The sequence below is a fragment of the Kitasatospora sp. NPDC056651 genome, assembly GCF_042792155.1.
In the GTDB taxonomy this organism is placed as follows: Bacteria; Actinomycetota; Actinomycetes; order Streptomycetales; family Streptomycetaceae; genus Kitasatospora.
In genome coordinates, this window is the sequence record NZ_JBHTWX010000122.1 from 1 (window position 1) to 21569 (window position 21569).

Below are 21569 nucleotides of genomic sequence, written 5' to 3' on the forward strand. Positions count from 1 at the left end.
GGGGCCAGTGCCTGGGGGCGGGGTTTTTCTAGGGGACTCCCGTTTTTCGGGGGCGACCCCCCGGGGGTCCCCCCTCACGCGGAACCGGCCCGCCGGCCCCCCCCCTTTCTCGGGGGGGGGCCCGGCCGGGAAGACGTCACAGGCGTTACTTCGCCAGCTCGGCGACGCCGGCCTGCGCGAACTGCTCGTCCAGGTCGCCGCTGGGCGCGCCCGCGACACCGACGGCCGCGATCGGAGCGCCCTTCGACTGGATCGGGGCGCCGCCGGCCAGGAACAAGGTGCCCGGGATGTCCTTCAGGGTCGGGGCCTGGGCCAGCCGCTTGGCCAGCTCCGAGGTCGGGGCGTTCCAGGACACCGCCGTGAAGGCCTTGCGCTCGGCCGACACCGGAGCCTGCGGGCCGGCGCCGTCGCCCTTCAGCAGCACCCGGGTGACACCGTCGCGGTCGACGACCGCGACCGAGACGTGCTGGCCGGCCTTGGTGGCCGCGTCCAGGGCGGCCTGGGCGGCGCGGGTGGCCGCGTCGATGGTCAGACCGCTGCTCGGGGCCAGGTTCTTGTTCTGGGTGTCGGCCTTCGCCGCGGCCGGGACGACCGGGGTCTCGGAGGACTCGGCGCTGGCCGAGACGGCGCCCACGGTGGCGGCGGCGAGCGCGGCGGCGACGACGGTGCCGGTCAGCACCCGGGTGCGCACGGAGGTCTTCTTCATGGTCCAGCTCCTCAGCGGGTCTACGGGGTGGTGTGGCGGGATCGGGGCCGCCGAGCCGTACGGGGGCCGGCCCGGCGGCATGCTTCGATCCTCCGGCCGGGGACGGGTCCGCCACATCGACGGACCGGCGCGAGCGGACGGGCATGATGGAGGACGGCGGCGTCAACCGATCGGCTGATGCGGACCCGGGGCGGACGGGTCACCATCGAGGGATCGGCGCAGGTCAGTGCGGGTCGAGAGGATCGGTACGGGCCGACGCCGACCGTGCCCGCAGCGCCCGTTCAGCCAGGAGCCACCCGTGCAGCAGCCCCGCCCGACCATCGGCCGCGGCGCCGCGGACCGCGCCGGAGCCGAAGCCGGTGCCGGTGCCGGTGCCGGTGCCGGGCGACACGATGGGCCCGGCCGTTCCACCGTCGTCGGCGACGACCTCGACGACCTCGACGACCCGGACGCGGGCCGGCTCGCGGTGCTGCTGGACTCCGCCTTCCTGCTGCTGCTCGCCGCCTCGCTCAACCGCTACCTCAACCACCACTGGGGCAACGCCCAGACGCCCTGGGTGATCGGGCTGAGCGCGGCCCTCGCGGTCGCCCAGCCGGCCGGCTCCTGGCTCGACCACCACCGCCCGCCCGCCCCCGGCCGGCGCCGCCGGTGGCCGTCGGCCCTGGTGGTGGTGCTCTGGGTGGTACTGGTGCTGCTCGCCCCGAGCTTCGCCTGGTGCGCCGTCCCGCTGATCTACACCGCGCTGCGGGCGCTGCCCGCGAAGGCCGCCATCCCGCTGGTCGGTGCGCTGACCCTGCTGGTGGTGATCGCCGAGGTCCGGCTGCCCGGCGGCGACGCCACCCTCGTCCTGCTGCCGCCCGCGGTGGCCGGGCTCGCCACCGGCGTCTTCCTCTTCATGGCCCGCCAAGCCGCCCGGCAGCGCACTCTGATCGCCGACCTGGTCCGCACCCGGCGCGAACTCGCCGCCACCGAACGGCGGGAGGGCACCCTGGCCGAGCGCGAACGGCTGGCGATGGAGATCCACGACACCCTGGCGCAGGGCCTGTCCAGCCAGCAGATGCTGCTCCAGGCCGCCGAGCGCACCTGGGACACCCACCCGGCGACCGCCCGCACCCACGTCCGCACCGCCGCCGAGGTGGCCGCCCGGAACCTGGCCGAGGCCCGCCGCTTCGTCCACGACCTCGCCCCCGCGGAGCTCTCCGACGGCCGGACGCTCGACCAGGCGCTCCGGGCGCTGGCCGAGCGGGAGTCCGCCGAGAGTGGGCTGCCGGTCCGCTTCCACCTGGACGGCGCCCCCGTACCGCTGCCCACCGCCGCGCGGTCGGCGCTGCTGCGGATCGCCCAGGGCGCGCTGGCCAACGTCCGCGAGCACGCCGGGGCCTCGGCCGCCGCGATCACGCTGTCCTTCCTCGGCGACCAGGCGGTGCTGGACATCGCCGACGACGGACAGGGCTTCGCCCCGGACACGGCCGGGACCGGGGCCGGGGCCGGGCGCGGGTACGGTCTGCCGGCGATGCGCGCCCGGCTGCGGCAGCTCGGCGGCAGCCTGACCGTGGAGAGCGCGCCGGGCGAGGGCACCGTCGTCTCCGCCGCGATCCCCCTGGAGCACCGATGACCGCCCGTACGCCCGGGAACGGCGACGAACCCGACGAGACTGGAGCACCGATGAGCACGACTCCCGACCGACCCGCTCCCGTCCGGCCCGCTCCCGACCAGCCCGCTCCCGTCCGGCTGCTGGTCTGCGACGACCACGCCGTGGTGCGGGCCGGGCTGCTGGCACTGCTGGCGAGCGCGGGCGACATCGAGGTGGTCGGCGAGGCGAGCACCGGGGAGGAGGCCGTCGCGTCGGCCGCCCGGCTGGCGCCGCAGGTCGTGCTGATGGACCTCCAGCTCGGCGACGGCATCGACGGGGTGGAGGCCACCCGACGGATCACCGCCGCCCCGGGCGGGCCGCACGTCCTGGTGCTCACCACCTACGACACCGACGCGGACATCACCCGGGCCATCGCCGCCGGCGCCACCGGCTACCTGCTCAAGGCCGAGCGGCCGGAGGAGCTGTTCGCCGCCGTGCACGCGGCCGCGCGGGGCCGGACGGTGCTCTCGCCGCCGGTCGCCTCCCGGGTGATGGCGCAGATGCGGGCACCCGCGCGCCGGCTCACCGAGCGCGAGCAGGACATCCTCGAACAGCTGGCGCAGGGACTGGGCAACCGGGAGATCGCCCGGGCGCTGTTCATCAGCGAGGCCACGGTGAAGACCCATCTGGGCCGGATCTACGACAAGTTGGGCGTGGACACCCGGGCGGGCGCGGTGGCGGTGGCGAAGGAGCGCCGGCTGCTGCGCTGAGCCCGCCCGGTTTCCCTGCTCGATCCGCCCCCCTGCTCGATCCGCCTCCGTGCTCGATCCGCTTCCGACCGTGTTCGGATCCGGCTGCGGTGGGCGCTCGCCCGGTGTCACTGCGTACTGCCATGATGCTCGGAATGTCGGATTCCATCTCCACCCCCGGCTCGGCCCGACCCGGACGGCTTGTCCTCCGCTCACCCTGGCAGGAGCACAACTCCCTGGTCCGAGGCCCTTCCCGGTCTTCCGGAGCGCCCGCCACATTGTGGATTTTTCGTGGATTTTACTATTGACAAACCAACCACGCGGTTTGTTACCGTGAGATCCACGACGTCCCCGGGGGTGGGGTGCTCGCCGGGGCCTGTGCGGACCGCTCTCGCCGGAGGGTGTAGCCAGGGGGGGAACGGTGAGCCTGCCGGGGTGTCGGGGGGAGCGGCAGCGCCGAAGCCGCTCGACGAGGAGGTGTGGAGCGAGTCCGGGGGGAGTCGCTCCACACCTCCCCCGTTCTCCAGCCCTTCCCTCTTCCCACCATCCCGCCTTCCCACCCGAACGCGCCGTCCCGCACGGACACCGGCACGGGGCACGGACACGGGGCACGGACACGGGCGCGGTTCAGACCAGCGCGCTCCAGTACGGACAGCTCACGTACGGCAACGGCGGCGCGCAGTGGTCGGCGCTCCCGGACAGCACCGGGCCCCGCTCCGAACGGGCCACCCCCGGTGAGCTCGCGGTCAGCCCGGCCTCGCCCGACTCGCCGAAGCGCAGCGCCAGCCGGTAGCCGTCCGGGGTGGTCGCGGTGACGCCCGGGCGGACCCGGTCGGCGTCCAGCGAGGTGATCATCCAGCCGCGCCGCCGCCAGTGCCGCTCGACCACGCCGACCAGCACCACCCGTCGGGGCAGCGAGACGACGGTGAGGACGTCCCGTCCCCGGGTGACGTACCAGAGCAGCTCCGACTCCCGCCCCGGCGGCGGCAGTCGCGCGCCCGCCCGGGCGGGCGCCCCCTGCCAGACCGGCATCGGACGGACGGCGTCCAGGGTGTCCTGGAGCAGCGTCTCGCAGCGCGCGGCGGCGTCGAGTTGATCGACCGCCGCTTCCGGACCCGCCCCGAACCCCGAACCCGGCCACCGGTCCGGTCCGGCCGGCACGCCTCCGGGCCCGCCGCCCGGACATCCGACGTTCAGTTCGGCACCACCTGACTGCACAGGGCCCTCCGCACTCCTCCCGGCGTTCAACCCGGGCAGGCAATTCCGTCACTGCTTGGACGGCGGACTGGTACGGACAGTTCCGCTCCCGGTTCCATCCCTCACCGTTCCCACACTTCCCACACCATCGGTTCGCACCGCACGGCGCAGTCGGACCACCGCCCCGCACCGCGTGCTCCACCTCTCACCCCGCGATACCGGCCAATTCCGGCTACATGCGGACGACTTCGGGCACCGGTGGCACGACGCCCACCGCCCGGCCGACGACCCGGGGGGAGTGCGATCGGGCGCGTGGGTGCACGCTTCCGCCCGCACCGCAAGCCACGCTCCAAAAAGGCCGATAAGCGCGCACAGTGATCTACGTCAAATTGACTGGACGTCAACTTCAAAGGTGAGACTGCCTTGTTAGTGACATTCGCAAGGAGACCACCATGCGCATACTCTTCGTCGGCCCCGCCGCGGCCGGCCACCTCTTCCCCATGGTGCCCACCGCCCAGGCGCTGCGCGCCGCCGGGCACGAAGTGCTGTTCGCCAGCGGGCAGCCGTTCGACCACCTCCGCTCCGCGGGCTTCCCGATCGTCGAGATCGGCGACGGCCGGAGCATCCGGGAGATCTTCGAGGAGCACCTCGGCGGCCGGGTCGAGTACGTCAACGAGGGCAGGACCCAGGAAGAGATCTTCGACCTGGCGGCCGGGATGTTCGCCCACGCCTCCCGCTCCGGCGTGGCCGGCCTGCTGGCCGCCGCCACCGACTGGGGCGCCGACCTGCTCGTCCACGACTCCTTCCACGCCGCTCCCCCGCTGGTCGCCGGCCGGCTCAAGATCCCGTCGGTGGTCCACAACTTCGGCGTCAGCCCCGGCCGTTCGATGGCCGAGCTGCTGGCCTCGCACGTGCCCGACCTGTACGAGGAGTACGGCCTGGCCGGCCCGGCCACCACCGCGGTGCTCAACCTCGGCCCGCTCGGCGGGGACCCGGACGGCCTGCCGATGCGCTACATCCCGTACAACGGCGGCGGCGTCGTCCCGACCGAGTACCTCCGCCGGGCCGAGCGCCCGCGGGTGGTCGTCACCCTGGGCACCGTGCTCGCCGAGCTCGACGGCGTCCGGGCGGTGATCCGTCTGGTCGAGGCGGCGGCCGAGGTGGACGCCGACTTCCTGCTCGCGGTCGGTGGCGCCGACCTCTCCCCGCTCGGCACCCTGCCCGCCAACGTCAGCGGCCTGCCCTGGGTCCCGCTCAACGAACTGCTCGGCCGCGCCGACGCGTTGATCCACCACGGCGGCGCGGGCACCATGCAGACCGCCCTCCAGGCCGGCCTGCCCCAGCTGCTGCTCCCGCAGGGCGCGGACCACTTCATCAACACCGAGGCCATCACCGCCACCGGCGCCGCCCTCAGCTCCGCCTCCGACGCCGTCGACACCACGCTGCTCACCCGCCTCCTCACCGACCCGGCCCTCCGCGACGCCGCCCACCGCCTCCAGGCCGAGAACGCCGCCCTGCCCACCCCGGCCGCCCTGGTCCCCACCCTCGAAGGCCTCACCACCCGCCGCTGACCCTCCCCGGCCCGCTGGGGGCCCCCGGCCCGTCCGGCCCGCGGCCACCCGCGGCGGCCCCACGGCCCTGCCCGGCTCACCGGCCTCGGACAACACGAAAGCCGCAGGTCAGATGACCTGCGGCTTTCGGTAGTGGAGCGGGCGACGAGAATCGAACTCGCGCTCTAAGCTTGGGAATCTTTGGGCCTTCGGGCCGCAAATGACCCCTGACCTGCACTGATAACAATAGTACTGGCTCTTCTGAGGCTCGTCGCAGACCGCTGCTGTCTGCCGTTCTCCACCTGTTCTGGCACGGCTCTGGCACAGCCAGAGCCGTGCCAGCGTTGCGTACTGTGTGCTGGTCCTGACTTGACCACACCTTGCACGGTCCTGAAGCCCGCCGAACCCCTGCAGCCAGGTAGGGCTCCACATGCGATCTCCAACTGGAGCGAGGGTGAGTTCCCAGTTTCCGCCCACACGAGGGGCACACTCGGGCATTCTGTAACTGTGCGACACACAGAGTGACCGTCGAGAGGCTGACCAAGCAGGGAGTGGGCAGATCATGGCGCACGCCGAAGCGGAGACCACCCGCAGGAAATTGGCTCAGGTCCGGGCACGCATCAAGGCCATGCCAGACGATCAAAAAGTCCTTGCGGAACGGTATGGCCATGATCAGCAAGCTGCCTTGACACTGCTACCAGCTTTGGACAGCGTGACCCGCATTCGTATCGGCCCAGCCGTGCGCGAGGCCTCCCTGCTTGCACACAAGGTGCGGCACCAGTATGCAGCACTGGAATCCCTTCTGAGAGATCACGGGTGGCTGCGAAAATCCGCCGGCGCACTTCGCTTTGGGGGCCTCCTTTTCCTCCTAGGGATCATTCTTTTTCAACCCATCAAAAAATTGGGAACCGATAATCCAGCCAGCACTATTGCAATGTACACGGGGGGCGGGGTATGCCTGCTCTTCCTACCCCTGCATCGAAGAATGTCGCGCCTTAATTTTCGATCGTCACCTATCTTTTCCGCTGCTTCGCTACTTTCGATAGGATTGGCTGCGAGCACTGCCGATGACTATTGGAGGCGCCACACTTCAAACAATCCTTCAACGCACAACACCCCGCAGAAGGTACATCAGTTTGACTGGAGTGAAGCAAACTGGCATGACGTAGCAACCGGATCTACGGCGATGCTGACCTCATTCGCGGTCCTACTGCTCATATTTGAGATCTCCCTACCCCTCAGGCGGGTAACCATAGAGCTAGAGGATTCGAAAGTCATTGCCTGTGCAGTTGTTATCGACTCTCTGCTCGAGATTGCCCTTTTGCTAGAAGCAGCAACGCGCCCCAAGCCGCCGGCTCTAACTTTCATTTTCTCTGGCGAAGAGATTCCACCAGCATTTCAGCCATATATAGCTAGCGACCAGCGGGCCAAAGTGGTCGAAAAGCTGGAGTCTCTTGCTCGGTACCTGGAGGGACCTTGGGAGCGGAGGCTCCGCCCCAAGGACCCCGCAGGTGGAGCAGAAATTCGGCGAGTCGCCGATGGAATCGCAGCAAGCGTCCGCTCATGGAAGCCTACCGCTGCGATCGGAGGAGAAAAGCTCGGCGAAATGCGTGACGCATTCAGCGAAGGCCTGGTCGACGCTGTCAACGGGCGATGGCTAGAGCTAACTCGCGAGATCTCGGCACGCGAGGCTCTCGGGAAGAGAGTCTTGCGAAGCGTGCGACGTGCGGCCGCAATTTCGGTCTTCTCTTCTGCGGTGTTGCTGGTATTTCTACAACCTTTTAGCTGGACCCACAGCTTGGCAAATCCGGCCGCAGCACTCCCTCTGATGCTCTGCGCAACTGTACTAGCTGGATTCTTGGACCCCACTATCTTCGAGCGCGCCGGGGCTGCGGTCAAGCTCAGCAATGACGTTCTGAGCAAGCGCTGAAGCGCCCTTCATGATTTCGCAAATCTCACTGCCATTGTTCGAAAACGCAGATTCCTTATGGCTTCAGACAGTAAATCTCGACGATTCAAGATCTGAGGAGGCACCAGTGCAGGTCGAGGTGAAGGTCAGCGGAGATGGCCAGGAGACCGAGCTCCGTTCCCTACATACATGGTTGGGTCAAGATCCTCAGGTACGCAGTTCGGCGACGCTATCGCTCGTGGAGCGGCCCGCAGGCGCGGGTGCGATGGGCGGCTGGCTGGACACTCTGCAGATCGTGACGGAGAACGGGTGGAGTGCTGCCTCGTTCGTCATGACCGTGGTCACCTGGCGGCAGACCCGACCGCGGCCGCGCAAGGTGATCGTCCGCCACGGTGGCATCGAAGTGGTACTGACTGAGGGGACGGATGCGGAGGTGCAGCAGGTGATTGAGCTGCTGTCACAACAGACTCCGGACGGCATCGAGGACGACGAGGTGTGAAGGGGCTTCCCGAAGCAGAGACCTCACGTGCAGTGCTGATCGGGGTGGCGCGGTACACGGGGTTGGAAACGCTGCCCGCCGTGTCGAACAACCTGCCCGCCCTGGCGGACGCGTTGACGAGCCCCGGATCCTGGGGGCTGGCACGAGAGCACTGTGCCGTGGTCGCAGAACCGTCCGGCCTGCACGAGGTGCTGGAACCAGTGGAGGAGGCGGCTCGGGCGGCACGGGACACGCTGTTGGTGTACTTCGCCGGCCACGGCCTGACCGATGACCGCGGCGAGTTGTTCCTCGGCCTCCCTCGGTCAAGGCCGGGCCACGGTCACACGGGGGTTCCGTATGCGATGTTGCGCAGCGCGATCATGTCTGGTCGTGCGCAACGCCATGTGATTATTCTTGACTGCTGCTTCAGCGGCCGGGCGCTGGGGACGATGGGCGGCTCAGTCGCTGATCAGGCACAGATCGACGGCAGCTATCTGCTGGCTGCCGCTCCGGAGACCGGAGTGGCGCTGGCACCGCCTGGGGAGCAGTACACCGCATTCACCGGCGAGTTGCTCGATGTCCTGAAGAGCGGGATCGAGGGCGGCGAAGCATGGTTGGACCTGGAGTCGGTCTACCGGCGGCTGCGGTCCGTGCTCGCGGCCAAGAGTCGACCGCTTCCGCAGAAGCGCGACCGCAACACCGCGGGCGGCCTACTCCTGGGGCGCAACAACGCCTACCGGCCCTGGACCTCAACGGCGGTAGCGGCGGCGGGGAGCGGCGCCCGCTGGCCTGACCCTGATGTGCTCGACACCGCCCAGGAGTTCATCGAGGCGCTCGGCCACGTCCGGGCGATCAGCGGACGCAGCATTCAAGCCGTCAGCGACAATGCCCGACCATCGCTGTCCCCCAGCACCCTCAGCGCGTTGTTGAACCGCAGGACGCTGCCACGGTCATGGAAGAGCACGGAGATCTACCTCCACGCATGCGGGCTGCCGGCCGACCAGGTACAACGCTGGCAGATTGTCTGGGAGCGAATCAAAGTGGCTTCCGCAACGCAACCTGACAGGACGGTCCAGAAATCCGGGGAAGGAACGCCGCAGTCGGACCGAGGGTGGCGTACCCGGTTCAGTTCACGCCGACAGGATCGCCACTAGCAGCCGCTGTGTACGCTCATTGGCCGGGTGCAGACGGGCTGGCGCTGACGGATGAGGGCGAAGCCCCCGGGCTCTGGACGGTCGTGGTCCCCGGGTTTCCGGAGCCATCCGAGATCAACATCAGTACGACAACCATTGCGATCAGGCCCACAACGCCTGCGCCCGTCAGCGGCTTCACCGCTGGCTTGCGCCCACCCGTCGGGCGGTTCACCCAGTGACCTGCGCGGTAGTACCTGCCGGAACGCCCAGCCATCCAACACCCCCGGTACCGACGGCAGACCATCCGCCGCCGAAACCGAGTTTGGCAGGCGCCATCGTGATAGACCGCCGATGGTAAAGACATGGCCGATTCCATTCGGAGCTCTTGGTCCGCTGCCGTTCCGACGCATGGCTGCAAGTCTCTGAGTCGCTCGGCTGAGCGAGCCGCCGAATGAACCCCCTCCGGCGCTACCAGGCCAACCTGCGGGACAAGCACTGTCTTCAAACTCGTCTTCTATTCGTCACTGTCAATCTGCTCTTCGCCGCCGCGCCGCTCTCCGCCCCGACCGCGACGAGGTCGGGGCGGGATGCATTGCGAACCGACCGCACCAATGCCCTGACTCCGCTAGCCTGCTTGGGGTGACGGACTCGACCTTCGACGCCCCAAGTGGCACTCGCTACAGCGAGATCGCAGACGACCTGGCGGTTCTCGGCGAGGCTTTCGGGCTGGGTGAGGTTCGGGAGTGCCGCTTCCTGTCGGATGGGTTGATGAACGGGAACTGGCGGCTGGATACGGCCGAGGGCTCGTTCGCGTTGAAGCGGATCATGGATGTGCCGTTGCCCCTGGCCCGTCGGAATCTGGCCGTGTTGTCGGCGCTGGCCGACGACGGCCTGCCGGTGGGCAGGGCTCGGGTCTCCTTGGCCGGGGATGCGGTGGTCGAGATCGCCGACCGTGGGTACTCCCTGATTCCGTGGATGGAGGGGAGCCATCTGCCGGGTACGGCACTCTCGATCGAGCAGGCTACTGACCTCGGCGTTCTCCTTGGTCGAATCCACCGGAGCTTGAACGATGAGCGGCTGGCCAGCCTGCTGCCGCCGGGGCCGGAGCAGGTGACCGTCTCGGTGACCACGCCCGCTGAGGCTCACCAGGAGGCGGACCGTTTCCTCGCCGTGATCGCGGGGCTGGAGAGCCGGACTGCCTTCGACGTCGAGGCGGCCTCAGCGCTGGCTGAGCGCAAGGTGTTGCTGGAGAAGTACGGGCACGAGCGCCCGGCCGGCGAGGTGGCGGTCGGGCCGGTGGGGTGGACGCACGGTGACGTGCAGCACCGGAACGTGCTGTGGCGGGACGGCGAGATCGCCGGGGTGATCGACTGGGACCGGATCCGGGTCCGGCCGTTCGGCGAGGAGGTCGCCCGCACCGCCACGGTGCAATTCGGCGGCGGCGAGGACGGCTTCCTCGACTTGGAGCGGACGTCGGCGTTCGTCGCCGGCTACCGGTCGGTGGTGCAGCTACCGGTGTCGGCCCTGGCGGACGCGGTGGAGCGGCTGTGGTGGAAGCGCATGTCGGACTACTGGCAGCTGGTCTTCCACTACGACCAGGACGACCACTCCTGCGACCACCTGTTCCTGCCCGCCGAACGCTTCCTGGCCTGGTGGACCGAGCGGCGCGAGGACGTGCAGGAGGCGTTCGCGGCTACGCCGTGACACCGTGCAGAACCGGCCGCGGGAGCACCTTTTCTGGGCGAAAAGCTTCAGGTCAGACAGCGGAGGCCCTGGCCGCGGAAGCAGCCGGGGACGCCGTTTGCCCCGGTGGGCTGGGGCAGAGAACGCTGGATTAGAGCATGAATCGGACCAGCGGCAACTCTCTGAAACGCCTCGGTCTTTGTGCTTCAGTCATCGGCTCCAGCAAGGAGGCGCTCTGCCCGCTCGGGGTCAAGATCCCACTGAAGGGCGATCGTTATCAGGCCATCCAGATGGCGATAGTCATCGTTTGGGTGGCCGGCTGCGCCATGAGCGATGGCGGCGGCGAGGGTTGGCATCCCCGAGTATCGGATGGCTTCGGCCTCGGTGGCTTCGCCTTCCACCCGGAGAGCCAAGCCGTCGAGGAAACCAACAACCGTCTCGGCGACCGGTTCTCCCAGGCGAAGTTCCGCGATGGCACGGCACGCCTGGCGGAACCGCGCCACTGCTTGCTCTGCAACTTCCTGATGCCGGGAGTCGATGTCCCGAAGGCTCGCAAGGTAAGCCAATCCGGAGAGGCACTGAAGGGCCTGGTGAGCATCGATGCAGGCATCGGTGAGTGGGGTCGGGTGTGCCTCCGGCAGTGCTGTTTTCCAGGTGTCGAAGAGTCCGACCCCTGGCCACAGCGTCGTTTGGAGCTGTTTTGCCATGATTCTGACCGGCTTGCCGGCGATCAGAGGTACGAGCAGGACCGCCCTGCGGGTTCCTTGGGATCCGGGATCATGCTTGAGCAGGGCGCTCAGCTGTTCCAGCACCGTCTGCCACTCAGTGAGTTCGCTGAGCTCCACGCCCACGGCCAGTTCCGCTGCAGGCCATTCGGCGGGGCCGGGTTCGGAGACTGGTCTGGTGTAAACGTGGATGCGGAGTCCTGCTGCCATAGCGTCGGCCTGAAGATTCCGCGGGGCGGCATCTGCCCTCGCGTTGGCAGCCCGGCGGGCAAGGTTCGCCGCCCGGGTGAGCGCTTGTGCGGAAGGTCCGGATCGGGCCTCAGCTGTAAGCGGCTTCGGTCCGAGGGCTCCCCAGGCTAGTTCCGCCAGAACGGCGTGCAGGTCGGTGAGAATCGTCGCAAGCTGGTCGAGGACATCCGGCGGCGCTTGGCCGATAAGGTGCCAGCGCTCCTCTTCCCGTACGCGCAACGCGAGTCCCTTGAGGTTTTCGCCGACATAACCGGCTAGCGCCGCATACTGCTGAGGGTCGCCGATCCTTCGTGTGAGGTTCTCGGCGATCCCGTTCACCAGCATTTGCAGGTGGTCCGCACCACCGCCCGGAACGACTTCGCCGACCGGCAGCGTGGACAGAAAGGAGGTGTCCACAGGGCGTACCAATGAGTTGGCCCACTCTTGCAGCTTTGCCTGCATCGTGCGTAGATCGTTGAGGTCCTTGGGGCGGCGGCCGGTGCACCAGATCCGTGCCAGCTCTGTCAGGTAGCGGTGCAGTGTGGGGAGCTCGGCATAGGCGGTGGCAGTTCGTGTGGTCCAGTCAGCGGCATTGGCCGCCATCGCACCGATCAGCGAGCGGGTCCGAATCCACGCCACCTGGGCCGGCGAGCTGTCGTACCGGCGCTTCAGGTGACTGACTCCGCTGGTGAAGTCACCGATGGCCAGGGGAAAGCCGCCGGGTAGCAGATTCTGGACATCCACACTGTCGCATTCCGGGAGACACCGCAGGAGGGTCTTCCCGAACTCTCGGAGTTCCTGTTCCGAGTCCGGCCGGGCCTGATCGGAGACGTGCAGCAGACGGGCGTACGCCACTCGACTGCCATCCCTCTCGACAACAGATGCCTCAGTCACCCATGGCAAGTGGACCTTCAGAGCACTCAGGGCGTATTCCTCGCCGCCCACGAGTCGCAGCAACTCTCCAGCCAGGCCCACCGACACGGCGCGGGCTGCGGTGAGGGTGTCTCCCAATGACTCGACGGGTGCAGCGGCGAGCACTCGACCGAACGACGAGTCGGAGAACAGCAACGGCCAACCCGTGATGTCCAGCTCTGCTCCGGCGAGTACGGCCAGCAACCCCTGGGCCTCGGCAAGGTCGTCGCACTGGGCCAGGAGAAGAGCAATGGTGGTCGTCCCGAGCAGGTCCGTCAACGCGTCACGCAGAGGCGAACCAGATGAACTGGTCTCACGGATCTCGGGGATGGCAGCTTCGACTTCGTCTTTCAGGTTCGTGAGCAGGTCCCCGTCCATCAGCGCGAACTGCAAGGTCGTGGGGCGCAAGGCCGGCGGGACTCGGTGTCGGTCGAGGATTTGCGCCCAGTCGGTGGCACAACGGGTGACGTCGACCAGGCGAAGTGCCTGCAGAACGCCAATAGTGGCCTCCGTACCGGACCTGCGTGAGAGTTCGACTGTGATCTGGTCCAGCACAACGGAATCCAGGTCAGGACGGTCGGAGAGAACGCCAGCGACAAAGGGCTGGAGCTGCGTATCCGTCAGTAGCTGCATCACCGCGATCACGGTCTCCTCCAGAACCGGAGGCGGGAACGCATGTACGGCGTCGGCCAGGCGGGCAGAGCGTAGCTGGTGCAGCCCTGACAGCCGCCCATGCCGTTCGTACACGAGGTGTTCGTCCGCCAGGCGGGCCAAAGCGATGCGAAGGTCCGAGTCCTCGAGGCCGATTTGCCGTTGAAGTGCGCGAAGAGGCAGATCAACACCCCACCGGTGGGCGATCGAGGTTCTGGCCAGGATCTCGATCTCTGCTTGTCGTCCCTCGACCACCCTTCGTTCGACCTGTTCCGACAGGACATCGGAGAGCCGTCGTCCACGCGTGAGGAGGTGCGTGAACTCCAGGGTCAGCCCGTCCGCTGCTTCGTACGCTTCACGCCAGTGCGGAGCCATCGTGGCACCGGACGCCGACAGCCCTGCGTGGATCTGCTCCGCGACCTCTTCGTCGAGCGACACCGTGATCTGGACGCAGTCTGCCTGGCTTCGAAGGGGCAGCAGGTCCTCACTCCGGACGGAGCCCAGCAACATGGTGCCGGGGATCGGCGCGAGCTCGCGGTGGAGGGCATCCCAGGCGTCGGCCGCACCGATCCCGATGCCGTCCACCACGAAGCCAACCGGAGACCGGGTCGAGGGTTTCAGCGCCCCGGCCAGTCGTACCAACGGTGCGATGTCCTCGGCTCGGAGCCGCCGAATCCGGTACCAGAGCACATGTCTCGTCGCATAGGCGGCCGTCCACATCACGGTGGACTTACCGACGCCGGAGGGGCCGGTAACGAGAACGCTCTGACCGCGATTGATCGCATCCACGATCTGCCCAGCCAGCACCGGCCTGGGAGCTGGCAGCCCGGCAGCGATGTGGCCGGGCTGGACGTCGATGCCTTCGTAGAAACCGGCCGCGTGAAGCGGTCGATCGAAGTCCACCGGTTCACAGATGCCTGCGGCCAGTGCCTCTTCCAGCAAAGCATGGTCAATGGTTGCAGCGACCTCAGTCACGATCCGATCAATGCCCGTTCGACTCAGCCCGGCTGCACCCGAAAGGCTTGCCTCAGCGTTAGCGTCGGCACAGCCGGCCACGGCGCTGCGTAGGGCCAACACGGCAGCCTCTGCTGCTACAGGCAGCAAACCGAGCCGCTGCACCACGGCACTACGAGTGCCCTCTGCGGCGAGGCCCCATGGCAAAACATAGAGGCTGACAGCCTCGCACCACGTTTCGATCTCCCCACTGTTCAGACCTGCCTTCGTCGCCTTCGTTCTGAGCGCCTTCAGCAACCGGTGATCTTGTGGGAGTTCACTCAAAGGCTGGCCCCACTGAGTGAACGACTCGCCTTCCACCGGCCGTTCGAGCACAAGGAGTGCCCGGCCGGACACCCCTGCGTGGTCGCGCTTTGCGTGCGCCTTGGCCATGACGACGAGGTGCTCAGCCACCTCAGGAACGGTGAAATCACCGATCCGCTCCTGCCGGGACTTAACCTGGACCTGCCAAGGCGTCGGGCCATCACATGAAAGGTCTTCCAGCCCTTCCGGAACGATGCGATCAGCGTCGAGGGCCCCGGACAGAACGCGGCCGCACAGCCACGCTCCAACGGCATCCTGGTAGTGGAACCCACGGCCAGCACGCGCGCCCGAGCGCGTCGTCGCCCACAGGGCCTCGGCGCTTCCGCTGCTTGGTTCGATCTGCTGCGTGGCCGTAGTGGGACGGCTTCGCCCTTGTTGCCTTTTGCTCTTGCTGGCCATGCCGGAAGCATGACAGGCCGGTCGGACACCCCTGGTCGCTTCCTTGAACAAGATCACCGACCAGGAGCGACTCGGGGGTGGAGATCGGTCCCTGCACGTCGAGTGATCGCCCAACCGGGCACTACGACATGCCGGACGCTGGCGCCCGGTCGACACTTGTTATGTGACACCGCGATCAACCGGTACACCCGAACTGCGGGACCACCACGCGGGCGTTGCAGTGCGGCGTTTCACGGCTGGCGATTCGGCGGACGATCTGACACGCCTGCTTCATCGTGTCTATGCCGAGCATACTGAGGCCGGTCGGGTCTTCTTCGCGTCGTACCAGTCTGTGCAGGACACGGTTGATCGGGTAGTGAAGGGCGAGTGCTGGCTCGCATTCCTGGGTGGTGAGCTGGTGGGGTCGGTGACGGTAGCGGCTCCGTACGTGGCACCGAAGGGGTATCCGACCCCGGCCGGAGCGGGCTCGTTCTGGCAGCTCGCGGTGGATCCCGCGTGTCAGAGGATGGGCCTCGGACAGCGGCTGTTGACCTTGGCAGAAGATCGCATCGTTGCGCTCGGGTCCACGGAGGCGGTCATTGATACGTCGATCGAGGCCGTCGAGCTGGTCGACTGGTATCGCCGACGGAGGTACGTGCCCGTCGGGACGTGGCGGTGGGATGTGACCAACTACGAGAGCGTGGTCCTGCTGAAGGACCTGGCGACCTGAAACAGAGGTGGCATGCGCTGCTGGCCTCCCTGGTGAGAGGGCCAGCAGCCCATGCCGGGTGACCTGGCTCTACTGGTCGAGGACTCGGGTCGCGTCCTGGGCCGCGAGGGCGAGCGCTTGGTCGAGCGCTCCGATGTGGCGGCCACCAGCGCTGGCGACGGGGCCCTTGCCGCCGGCTCCGCCACCAACCGTGCGGGCGGCTGGAACGAGGAGCTGGCTGGCCTGGGTGCCGGTGTCGTGGAGGCTGCGGGTGATGGCGGCGGCGAGGAGGGCCTTGCCGTCGCGTTCGGTGCCGAGGACGACGACGGCGTGGTCGCTGCCCAGGAGGTCGGCGGTGTTGATGGCCAGTGTGCGGAGTTCGTCGGGGCCGAGGTCGGTCACCTTCTCGGTGACGATCCGGCCGCCGGGGACGGTGCGGGCGGTGGCAGCGAGTTGCTGGGCATGGGTGCGGAGCTCGGTGTCGCGGAGGCGGGCGAGTTCCTGTTGGGCGGTGGTGAGGGTGTCGAGGCGCTTGCGGAGGGTGTCGGGGGCGTCCTGGGGGCGGGTGCCGAGGAGGGCGGAGAGTTCTTCGAGGAGGCGGCGTTCGGTGTCGTGGTAGGTGAGGGCGTCGCGGCCGGTGAGGGCTTCGATGCGGCGGAGGTTGGAGCCGATGGAGGCTTCGCCGAGGATGCGGACGGGGCCGGTGTTGGAGCCGTGGGGGACGTGGGTGCCGCCACAGAGTTCGCGGGAGAAGTCGCCGATGTCGACGATGCGGACGTGGTCGCCGTACTTCTCGCCGAACAGGGCGGTGGCTCCGGCGGCCTCGGCCTCGGAGCGGGTGGCGTGCCAGATGCGGACTTCGGGGTCGTCGAGGAGGTGGTCGTTGACGAGGGCCTGGATGGCGGCGAGCTGGGTGGGGTCGAGGGCGGAGAAGTGGGCGAAGTCGAAGCGCAGGCGGCCGGCGTCGACGAGGGAGCCGTGCTGGCGGGCGTGGTCGCCGAGGGTGCGGCGGAGCACGGCGTGCAGGACGTGGGTGGCGGAGTGGGAGCGGGCGACGGCGTCGCGGCGCGGGCCGTCCACGAGGGCTTCGGCCTGCTCGCCACTGCGGATCTCGCCCTCGCGGACGCGGACGGTGTGGACGTGGAAGCCCTCCAGGCCGAGCCTGGTGTCCAGGACCTCCAGGAGCGCGCCGCCGGTGGTACGGATGGTGCCGGTGTCGCCGACCTGGCCGCCGGACTCGGCGTAGAACGGGCTGCGGTCCAGGACCAGTTCGAGCGTGCTGCCCTGGTCGGCGCCGGGCACGACGGTGCCGTCGGAGATGAGGCCGAGGACGGTGGCTTCGGTGTCGAGGCGGTCGTAGCCGGTGAAGTCGGTGCGGCCGTGGCGGGAGGACAGTTCGCGGTAGGCGTCCTGGCGGCGCAGGGCCTCGGCGGTCTTGGCCTTGCCGCCGGCCTTGGCGCGCTTCTGCTGTTCGGCGAGCAGGGCGGTGAAGCGGTCCTCGTCAACGGCCAGCCCGGCGTCGCGGGCGGCCTCGATGGTCAGCTCGACGGGGAAGCCGTAGGTGTCGTGCAGTTCGAAGGCGGTGTCCCCGGTGAGGTTGGTGGAGCGGCTGTCGCGGCTGCGGGTGATGGCGGCGTTCAGCAGCCGGGTGCCCTGGGTGAGGGTTCGGGTGAAGGATTCTTCCTCGGCGGTGACGACCTGCTCGATCAGGCTGGCCTGGCTGGTGAGTTCGGGCCAGACGTCGCCGAGGTTGGCGATCACGCTGGCGGTGGCCGGCGAGAGGACGGGCTGGTCGATGCCGAGCATGCGGGCGTGCCGGATCGCGCGGCGCATCAGGCGGCGCAGGACGTAGCCGCGACCGTCCTTGGCGGGCAGGACGCCGTCCGCGATGAGGTAGGCGATGGAGCGGGCGTGCTCGGAGACGACCTGGAACGAGACCTTCTCCTCGCCACCGGAGCCGCTGCCCGGGTAGTCACGGCCGGCGAGTTCCTGGACGGTGGTGAGGGTGGGCAAGAGGAGGTCGGTGCTGCAGACGTTCTCGACGCCTTGGAGGATCGCGGCGAGACGGTCGAGGCCGAGGCCAGTGTCGATGCTCTGCTGGGCGAGGTCGCCGAGGATCGGGAAGGTGCCGTTGTCGTCGTCCTCGCCGCGCATGGACTGCATGAAGACGAGGTTCCAGATCTCGACGTAGCGCTCGCCGTCGACGGCCGGTCCGCCCTCGCGCCCGAAGGTCGGGCCCCGGTCGTAGTTGACCTCGGAGCAGGGGCCGCAGGGGCCGGGGACGCCCATGTCCCAGAAGTTGTCCGCGCCGAGGCGCTGGATGCGCTCGGCGGGGACGCCGATCTTGCGCCAGAGCTGTTCGGCCTCGTCGTCGGCCTGGTGGACGGTGATCCAGAGGCGGTCCTTCTCCAGGTTGTAGCCCTGGGTGAGGAGTTCCCAGGTGTAGGCGATGGCGTCGGCCTTGAAGTAGTCGCCGAAGGAGAAGTTGCCCATCATCTCGAAGAACGTGGCGTGCCGGTTGGTGCGGCCGACGTTGTCGATGTCGGAGGTGCGGGCGCACTTCTGGATGGTGGTGGCGCGGGGGTACTCCGGGGTGACCTCGCCCAGGAAGTAGGGCTTGAACTGGTTCATGCCGGCGTTGGCCAGCAGCAGGGTCGGGTCGGAGGGGATGAGCGGGCTGGACGGGACGTGGCGGTGGCCGCGCGAGGTGAAGAAGTCCAGGAAGGTGGAGCGGATCTGCGTCGAGCGCATGGCGGTAGGGCCCTCACGGAAGAGTCGCGGAGAGGTGGGGGGGTGATCACACGCCGAGCCGGGCCGAGAACGAGGACTGAGTGGTTCTCAGTTCTCCAGCTCGGCGCAGATAGCTCGCGCCCCCACGGTGTAGACCATGACTCCGGTATCCGTCGCTCTGAGGTGGCGCAGCCGACAACGGACGCAACGGTGCGCTGCGACTGCGCCACCAACAGTAGCGGCTCCGGGGTCAAGATCGCTTGGAGTTGTCCTCCTGACGGCCGATTCCGACCAGGAGGGGCAGGACGAAGGCGGCATGGTCGGCGCGGGGCATCACGAGGTGGGCTCCGGCCAGGGTGAGGGCTTCGGGGCCGGCGAAGCCCCAGCCGGCGCCGACGGCGGTGACACCCGCGGCGTGGGCGGCGTGGATGTCGGTCTCGGTGTCGCCGACGAAGATGCCTGCTCTCGGGGTGACGTCGAGCCGTTCGAGGGCGAGCAGGACGCCGTCGGGGGCGGGTTTGGGCTGGGCGTCCTCGTAGCAGACGACGGTGTCCAGCTGGTCGAGGATGTCCTGTGGCAGCAGCCAGTTGACCCGTTCGCGGCTTCGCAGGGTGACGACACCGGTGCCGACGCCGGCCTCGCGGAGCGCCGCAAGGGTCTGGGCGACGTACGGGAACACCTCGGCGGTCAGGGTGGCCGTGGCGCTCGCCGCGGCCCAGCCTTCCTCGTTGATCGATCCGTCCAGTCCGAGGTCGGAGAGGACGTACTCGCGCGGGGTGGTCGCGGCGCCGGCCGGGAGATCGGCTACGGTCACCCGCTTGCCGAGGGCCACGGTCGCATAGCCGGCCAGGGTGGCGAGTTGGGCGTCACGGCTGTCGACGAGGACGCCGTCGAGGTCGAAGAGCACGGCCCGCTTCACGCGGCACCGCCCGCCCGGGGCGCCGGCAGGTCGGCCTCGGTGAACAGCGAGCGCAGCGTGACGCGGTGCTCGGCCAGCAGCGTCCGGCCGCCGAGCGGGCGCTCCAGGACGCACAGCGCGTGGGTGACCGGCCCGCCCACCATCCGCAGGATGCGTGCCATGTGGAGCAGTTGGCCGCCGGAGCGGACCACATCATCGACCAGGACGATGCGGCGGCCGTCGATGGGAAGGCCTTCGACCTGGTGGAACGACCCGTAGCTCTTGGGCTTGCGGCGCACGAAGACGGCGGGCAGACCGGTGGCGGCGGACAGCGCCACGACGAGGGGGACGCCGCCGAGTTCGATGCCGGCGAGCACCTGGGCGTCGTCGGGGACGAGGTCGGCCATTGCGGTTGCGGTGTCACGCAGGAGCGCGGGGTCGGAGGCGAGCCGGTACTCGTCGAAGTACGCGTCGAGCCGGCCGCCGTCGGCGAGCTTGAACGGGGCGTTGACGCACGCGGTTTCGGCGAGTCGGGCGGCGAGGCCGGCCGACGGGGTACGGGTGGTCATGCTCCTCCGATCGGGGTGGTGTCGAGCGAGGCCAGGTAAGCGCGGAAGGCGTCGGCGGACTCGGCGGTGGTGAGGAAGCCGAGCGGCCGGGTCGGGGTCTCGTACAGCCACCGCTCCTCGCACAGGAAGGCGAGCAGGCGCAGGGCCGACGCGCCCGCGAGACAGACCGGCACGGGCCGGATGGTGGTCGCGTAGTAGAGGGCGGCGGTCAGCTCGTGGAGGGTGCCGACTCCGCCGCCCATGGCGACGACCAGGTCGGCGTTCTCCAGGTAGTGGTTGAGGCGGGCGCCGGGGTCGGGCAGGTGGACGGACAGGGTGGTGTGGGGGTTGAACGCGCCCCACTCGTCGTGCTTGCCGGTCAAAGTGACGGCGGTGACCGTGGCTCCCTGGCCTCCGGCTCCGCGGGCGGCGGCCTCCATGAGCCCGTTGTAGCCGCCGTGCAGGAGCTGGTAGCCGGCCTGGGCGAGGGCCCGGCCGATCTCCTCAGCCAGCGTCTCCTCCTGGGCGGAGGCGGGGACGACGCCGCCGAAGAAGACGGCGGTCAGGCCCTCGCGGGCCCGGCTGGCGGCCGGGCCCGCGAGGTGGAGTGCGTTCACACCAGCTCCTGGTAGGTGCGGTAGGCGGCGACGGCGTCGTGCAGGCCGTCGAGCGCCTGCGGGCAGGCCCGCTCGGCCAGGGCGAGCACCCGCTCGATCGCCTCGGTGACGTCGGCCGCCTCCGGGATGGCCGGGCCGCTGATCGCGGCGTCCAGGTCGCCCAGACAGGCGCGGCCGATCGGGGTGACGGCGATCTCCTCGCGCAGCTGGTACCAGCCCCAGAATCGCGAGGCGGGGGCCAGGGCGGTCTTGATCAGGTCCTTCGTGGCCGTGTGCAGCCGGTGCCACTCGGAGTACGCCACGAACCGCTGGCCGCGCTTGATCCGCTTGTGCAGGAGAACGGCCAGCACCAGGTGTTCGATCAGCAGCTCGGCGCAGGAGCGCGGCCGGGCGAGGAAGGCGGCGGCGAAGCTCTCGGCCGCCGCGACGTCCGGCGCGGTGACCGGTCCGGGCCGGCGGTCGAGGAGGACGGCGGTGCTGACCGTCTCCTGCAGCCGCGGGATCCGGGAGGCCGGGGCGACGTAGAGGTCGATCTGGTGGAGCTTGCCCTCGTCCGGGACGAGGAAGACCATCCCGACGCCGCCGAGGTCGGCGACGATCGTGTCGCGCCAGCCGGGCAGCAGGGCGCCGGCCTCGACCGGCATCAGGGTGTCCAGGGCCTCGACGAACGGCGGGAACCGGGCGTCGTGGACGCCGGCGACGAAGTCGACGTCGGACAGGCGGTCGGCGGTGCCGTGGGCCAGCGACCCGCGGACCATCAGGTGGGTCACCGCCGGGGAGGTGGCCAGGATGTCGGCGAGCTTCGACAGCAGCGGCAGCTGCGCGGGCCGGTTGGCCTGGGTGATCGCCGCCAGTTGCAGGGTGGGCATGCGCTTCTT

At 69.0% G+C, this 21569-nt stretch carries 16 protein-coding genes; 8 read left to right on the forward strand and 8 right to left on the reverse strand.

What is annotated here, in order from left to right; genetic code table 11:
• Positions 1-145: 145 nt before the first annotated feature.
• Entirely contained in the window at positions 146-706 is a 561-nt protein-coding gene (locus tag ACFRAR_RS32955; protein WP_380702976.1) for a heme-binding protein, read from the reverse strand.
• Between the two features lie 298 nt (positions 707-1004).
• Here ACFRAR_RS32955 and ACFRAR_RS32960 point away from each other — a divergent pair, with 298 nt between their 5' ends.
• A complete protein-coding gene (locus ACFRAR_RS32960) occupies positions 1005-2321 on the forward strand; it encodes a sensor histidine kinase (RefSeq protein WP_380702978.1) in 1317 nt (438 codons plus the stop codon).
• Positions 2322-2371: 50 nt separating this feature from the next.
• On the forward strand, positions 2372-3049 hold the full coding sequence (locus tag ACFRAR_RS32965; RefSeq protein ID WP_380702980.1) for a response regulator: 678 nt from the start codon (positions 2372-2374) through the stop codon (positions 3047-3049).
• Positions 3050-3655: 606 nt separating this feature from the next.
• Here the strand turns inward: ACFRAR_RS32965 and ACFRAR_RS32970 are convergent.
• Positions 3656-4189, reverse strand: coding sequence for a hypothetical protein (locus ACFRAR_RS32970; RefSeq protein ID WP_380702982.1), 534 nt, complete (start codon positions 4187-4189; stop codon positions 3656-3658).
• 488 nt (positions 4190-4677) lie between these two features.
• On the opposite strand from ACFRAR_RS32970, the gene ACFRAR_RS32975 reads away from it, so the two are divergent.
• From ACFRAR_RS32975 to ACFRAR_RS32995, 5 genes are all read left to right on the forward strand, one after another.
• Positions 4678-5796: a nucleotide disphospho-sugar-binding domain-containing protein gene (locus ACFRAR_RS32975; protein WP_380702985.1), complete on the forward strand. Its 1119-nt coding sequence runs from the start codon at positions 4678-4680 to the stop codon at positions 5794-5796.
• Positions 5797-6337: 541 nt separating this feature from the next.
• A complete protein-coding gene (locus ACFRAR_RS32980) occupies positions 6338-7705 on the forward strand; it encodes a hypothetical protein (RefSeq protein WP_380702987.1) in 1368 nt (455 codons plus the stop codon).
• Positions 7706-7811: 106 nt separating this feature from the next.
• Positions 7812-8183, forward strand: a complete 372-nt coding sequence (locus tag ACFRAR_RS32985; RefSeq protein ID WP_380702989.1) for a hypothetical protein — start codon at positions 7812-7814, stop codon at positions 8181-8183.
• Positions 8180-9316, forward strand: coding sequence for a caspase domain-containing protein (locus ACFRAR_RS32990; RefSeq protein WP_380702991.1), 1137 nt, complete (start codon positions 8180-8182; stop codon positions 9314-9316). The genes ACFRAR_RS32985 and ACFRAR_RS32990 overlap by 4 nt, the downstream gene beginning before the upstream one ends.
• Positions 9317-9934: 618 nt before the next feature.
• Positions 9935-10999: a phosphotransferase gene (locus ACFRAR_RS32995; protein WP_380702993.1), complete on the forward strand. Its 1065-nt coding sequence runs from the start codon at positions 9935-9937 to the stop codon at positions 10997-10999.
• Between the two features lie 185 nt (positions 11000-11184).
• Here ACFRAR_RS32995 and ACFRAR_RS33000 read toward each other — a convergent pair whose 3' ends face one another.
• Positions 11185-15210, reverse strand: a complete 4026-nt coding sequence (locus ACFRAR_RS33000) for a hypothetical protein (RefSeq protein ID WP_380702995.1) — start codon at positions 15208-15210, stop codon at positions 11185-11187.
• 163 nt (positions 15211-15373) lie between these two features.
• Here ACFRAR_RS33000 and ACFRAR_RS33005 point away from each other — a divergent pair, with 163 nt between their 5' ends.
• On the forward strand, positions 15374-15919 hold the full coding sequence (locus tag ACFRAR_RS33005; protein ID WP_380702997.1) for a GNAT family N-acetyltransferase: 546 nt from the start codon (positions 15374-15376) through the stop codon (positions 15917-15919).
• A 69-nt stretch (positions 15920-15988) separates the two neighbouring features.
• Here the strand turns inward: ACFRAR_RS33005 and alaS are convergent, their stop codons facing one another.
• From alaS to ACFRAR_RS33030, 5 genes are all read right to left on the reverse strand, one after another.
• Positions 15989-18649, reverse strand: a complete 2661-nt coding sequence (alaS, locus tag ACFRAR_RS33010; RefSeq protein ID WP_380702999.1) for an alanine--tRNA ligase — start codon at positions 18647-18649, stop codon at positions 15989-15991.
• A gap of 229 nt (positions 18650-18878) precedes the next feature.
• Positions 18879-19547 (reverse strand): HAD family hydrolase, encoded by a 669-nt coding sequence (locus ACFRAR_RS33015; RefSeq protein ID WP_380703001.1) that lies wholly within the window; start codon positions 19545-19547, stop codon positions 18879-18881.
• Positions 19544-20095 carry an orotate phosphoribosyltransferase gene (locus tag ACFRAR_RS33020; protein WP_380703003.1) on the reverse strand — a complete coding sequence of 184 codons (552 nt, stop codon included), beginning with the start codon at positions 20093-20095 and terminating at the stop codon, positions 19544-19546. The genes ACFRAR_RS33015 and ACFRAR_RS33020 overlap by 4 nt, the downstream gene beginning before the upstream one ends.
• Positions 20092-20691, reverse strand: coding sequence for an LOG family protein (locus tag ACFRAR_RS33025; protein ID WP_380703005.1), 600 nt, complete (start codon positions 20689-20691; stop codon positions 20092-20094). The genes ACFRAR_RS33020 and ACFRAR_RS33025 overlap by 4 nt, the downstream gene beginning before the upstream one ends.
• Positions 20688-21560 (reverse strand): hypothetical protein, encoded by an 873-nt coding sequence (locus ACFRAR_RS33030; RefSeq protein WP_380703007.1) that lies wholly within the window; start codon positions 21558-21560, stop codon positions 20688-20690. The genes ACFRAR_RS33025 and ACFRAR_RS33030 overlap by 4 nt, the downstream gene beginning before the upstream one ends.
• Positions 21561-21569: the final 9 nt, after the last annotated feature.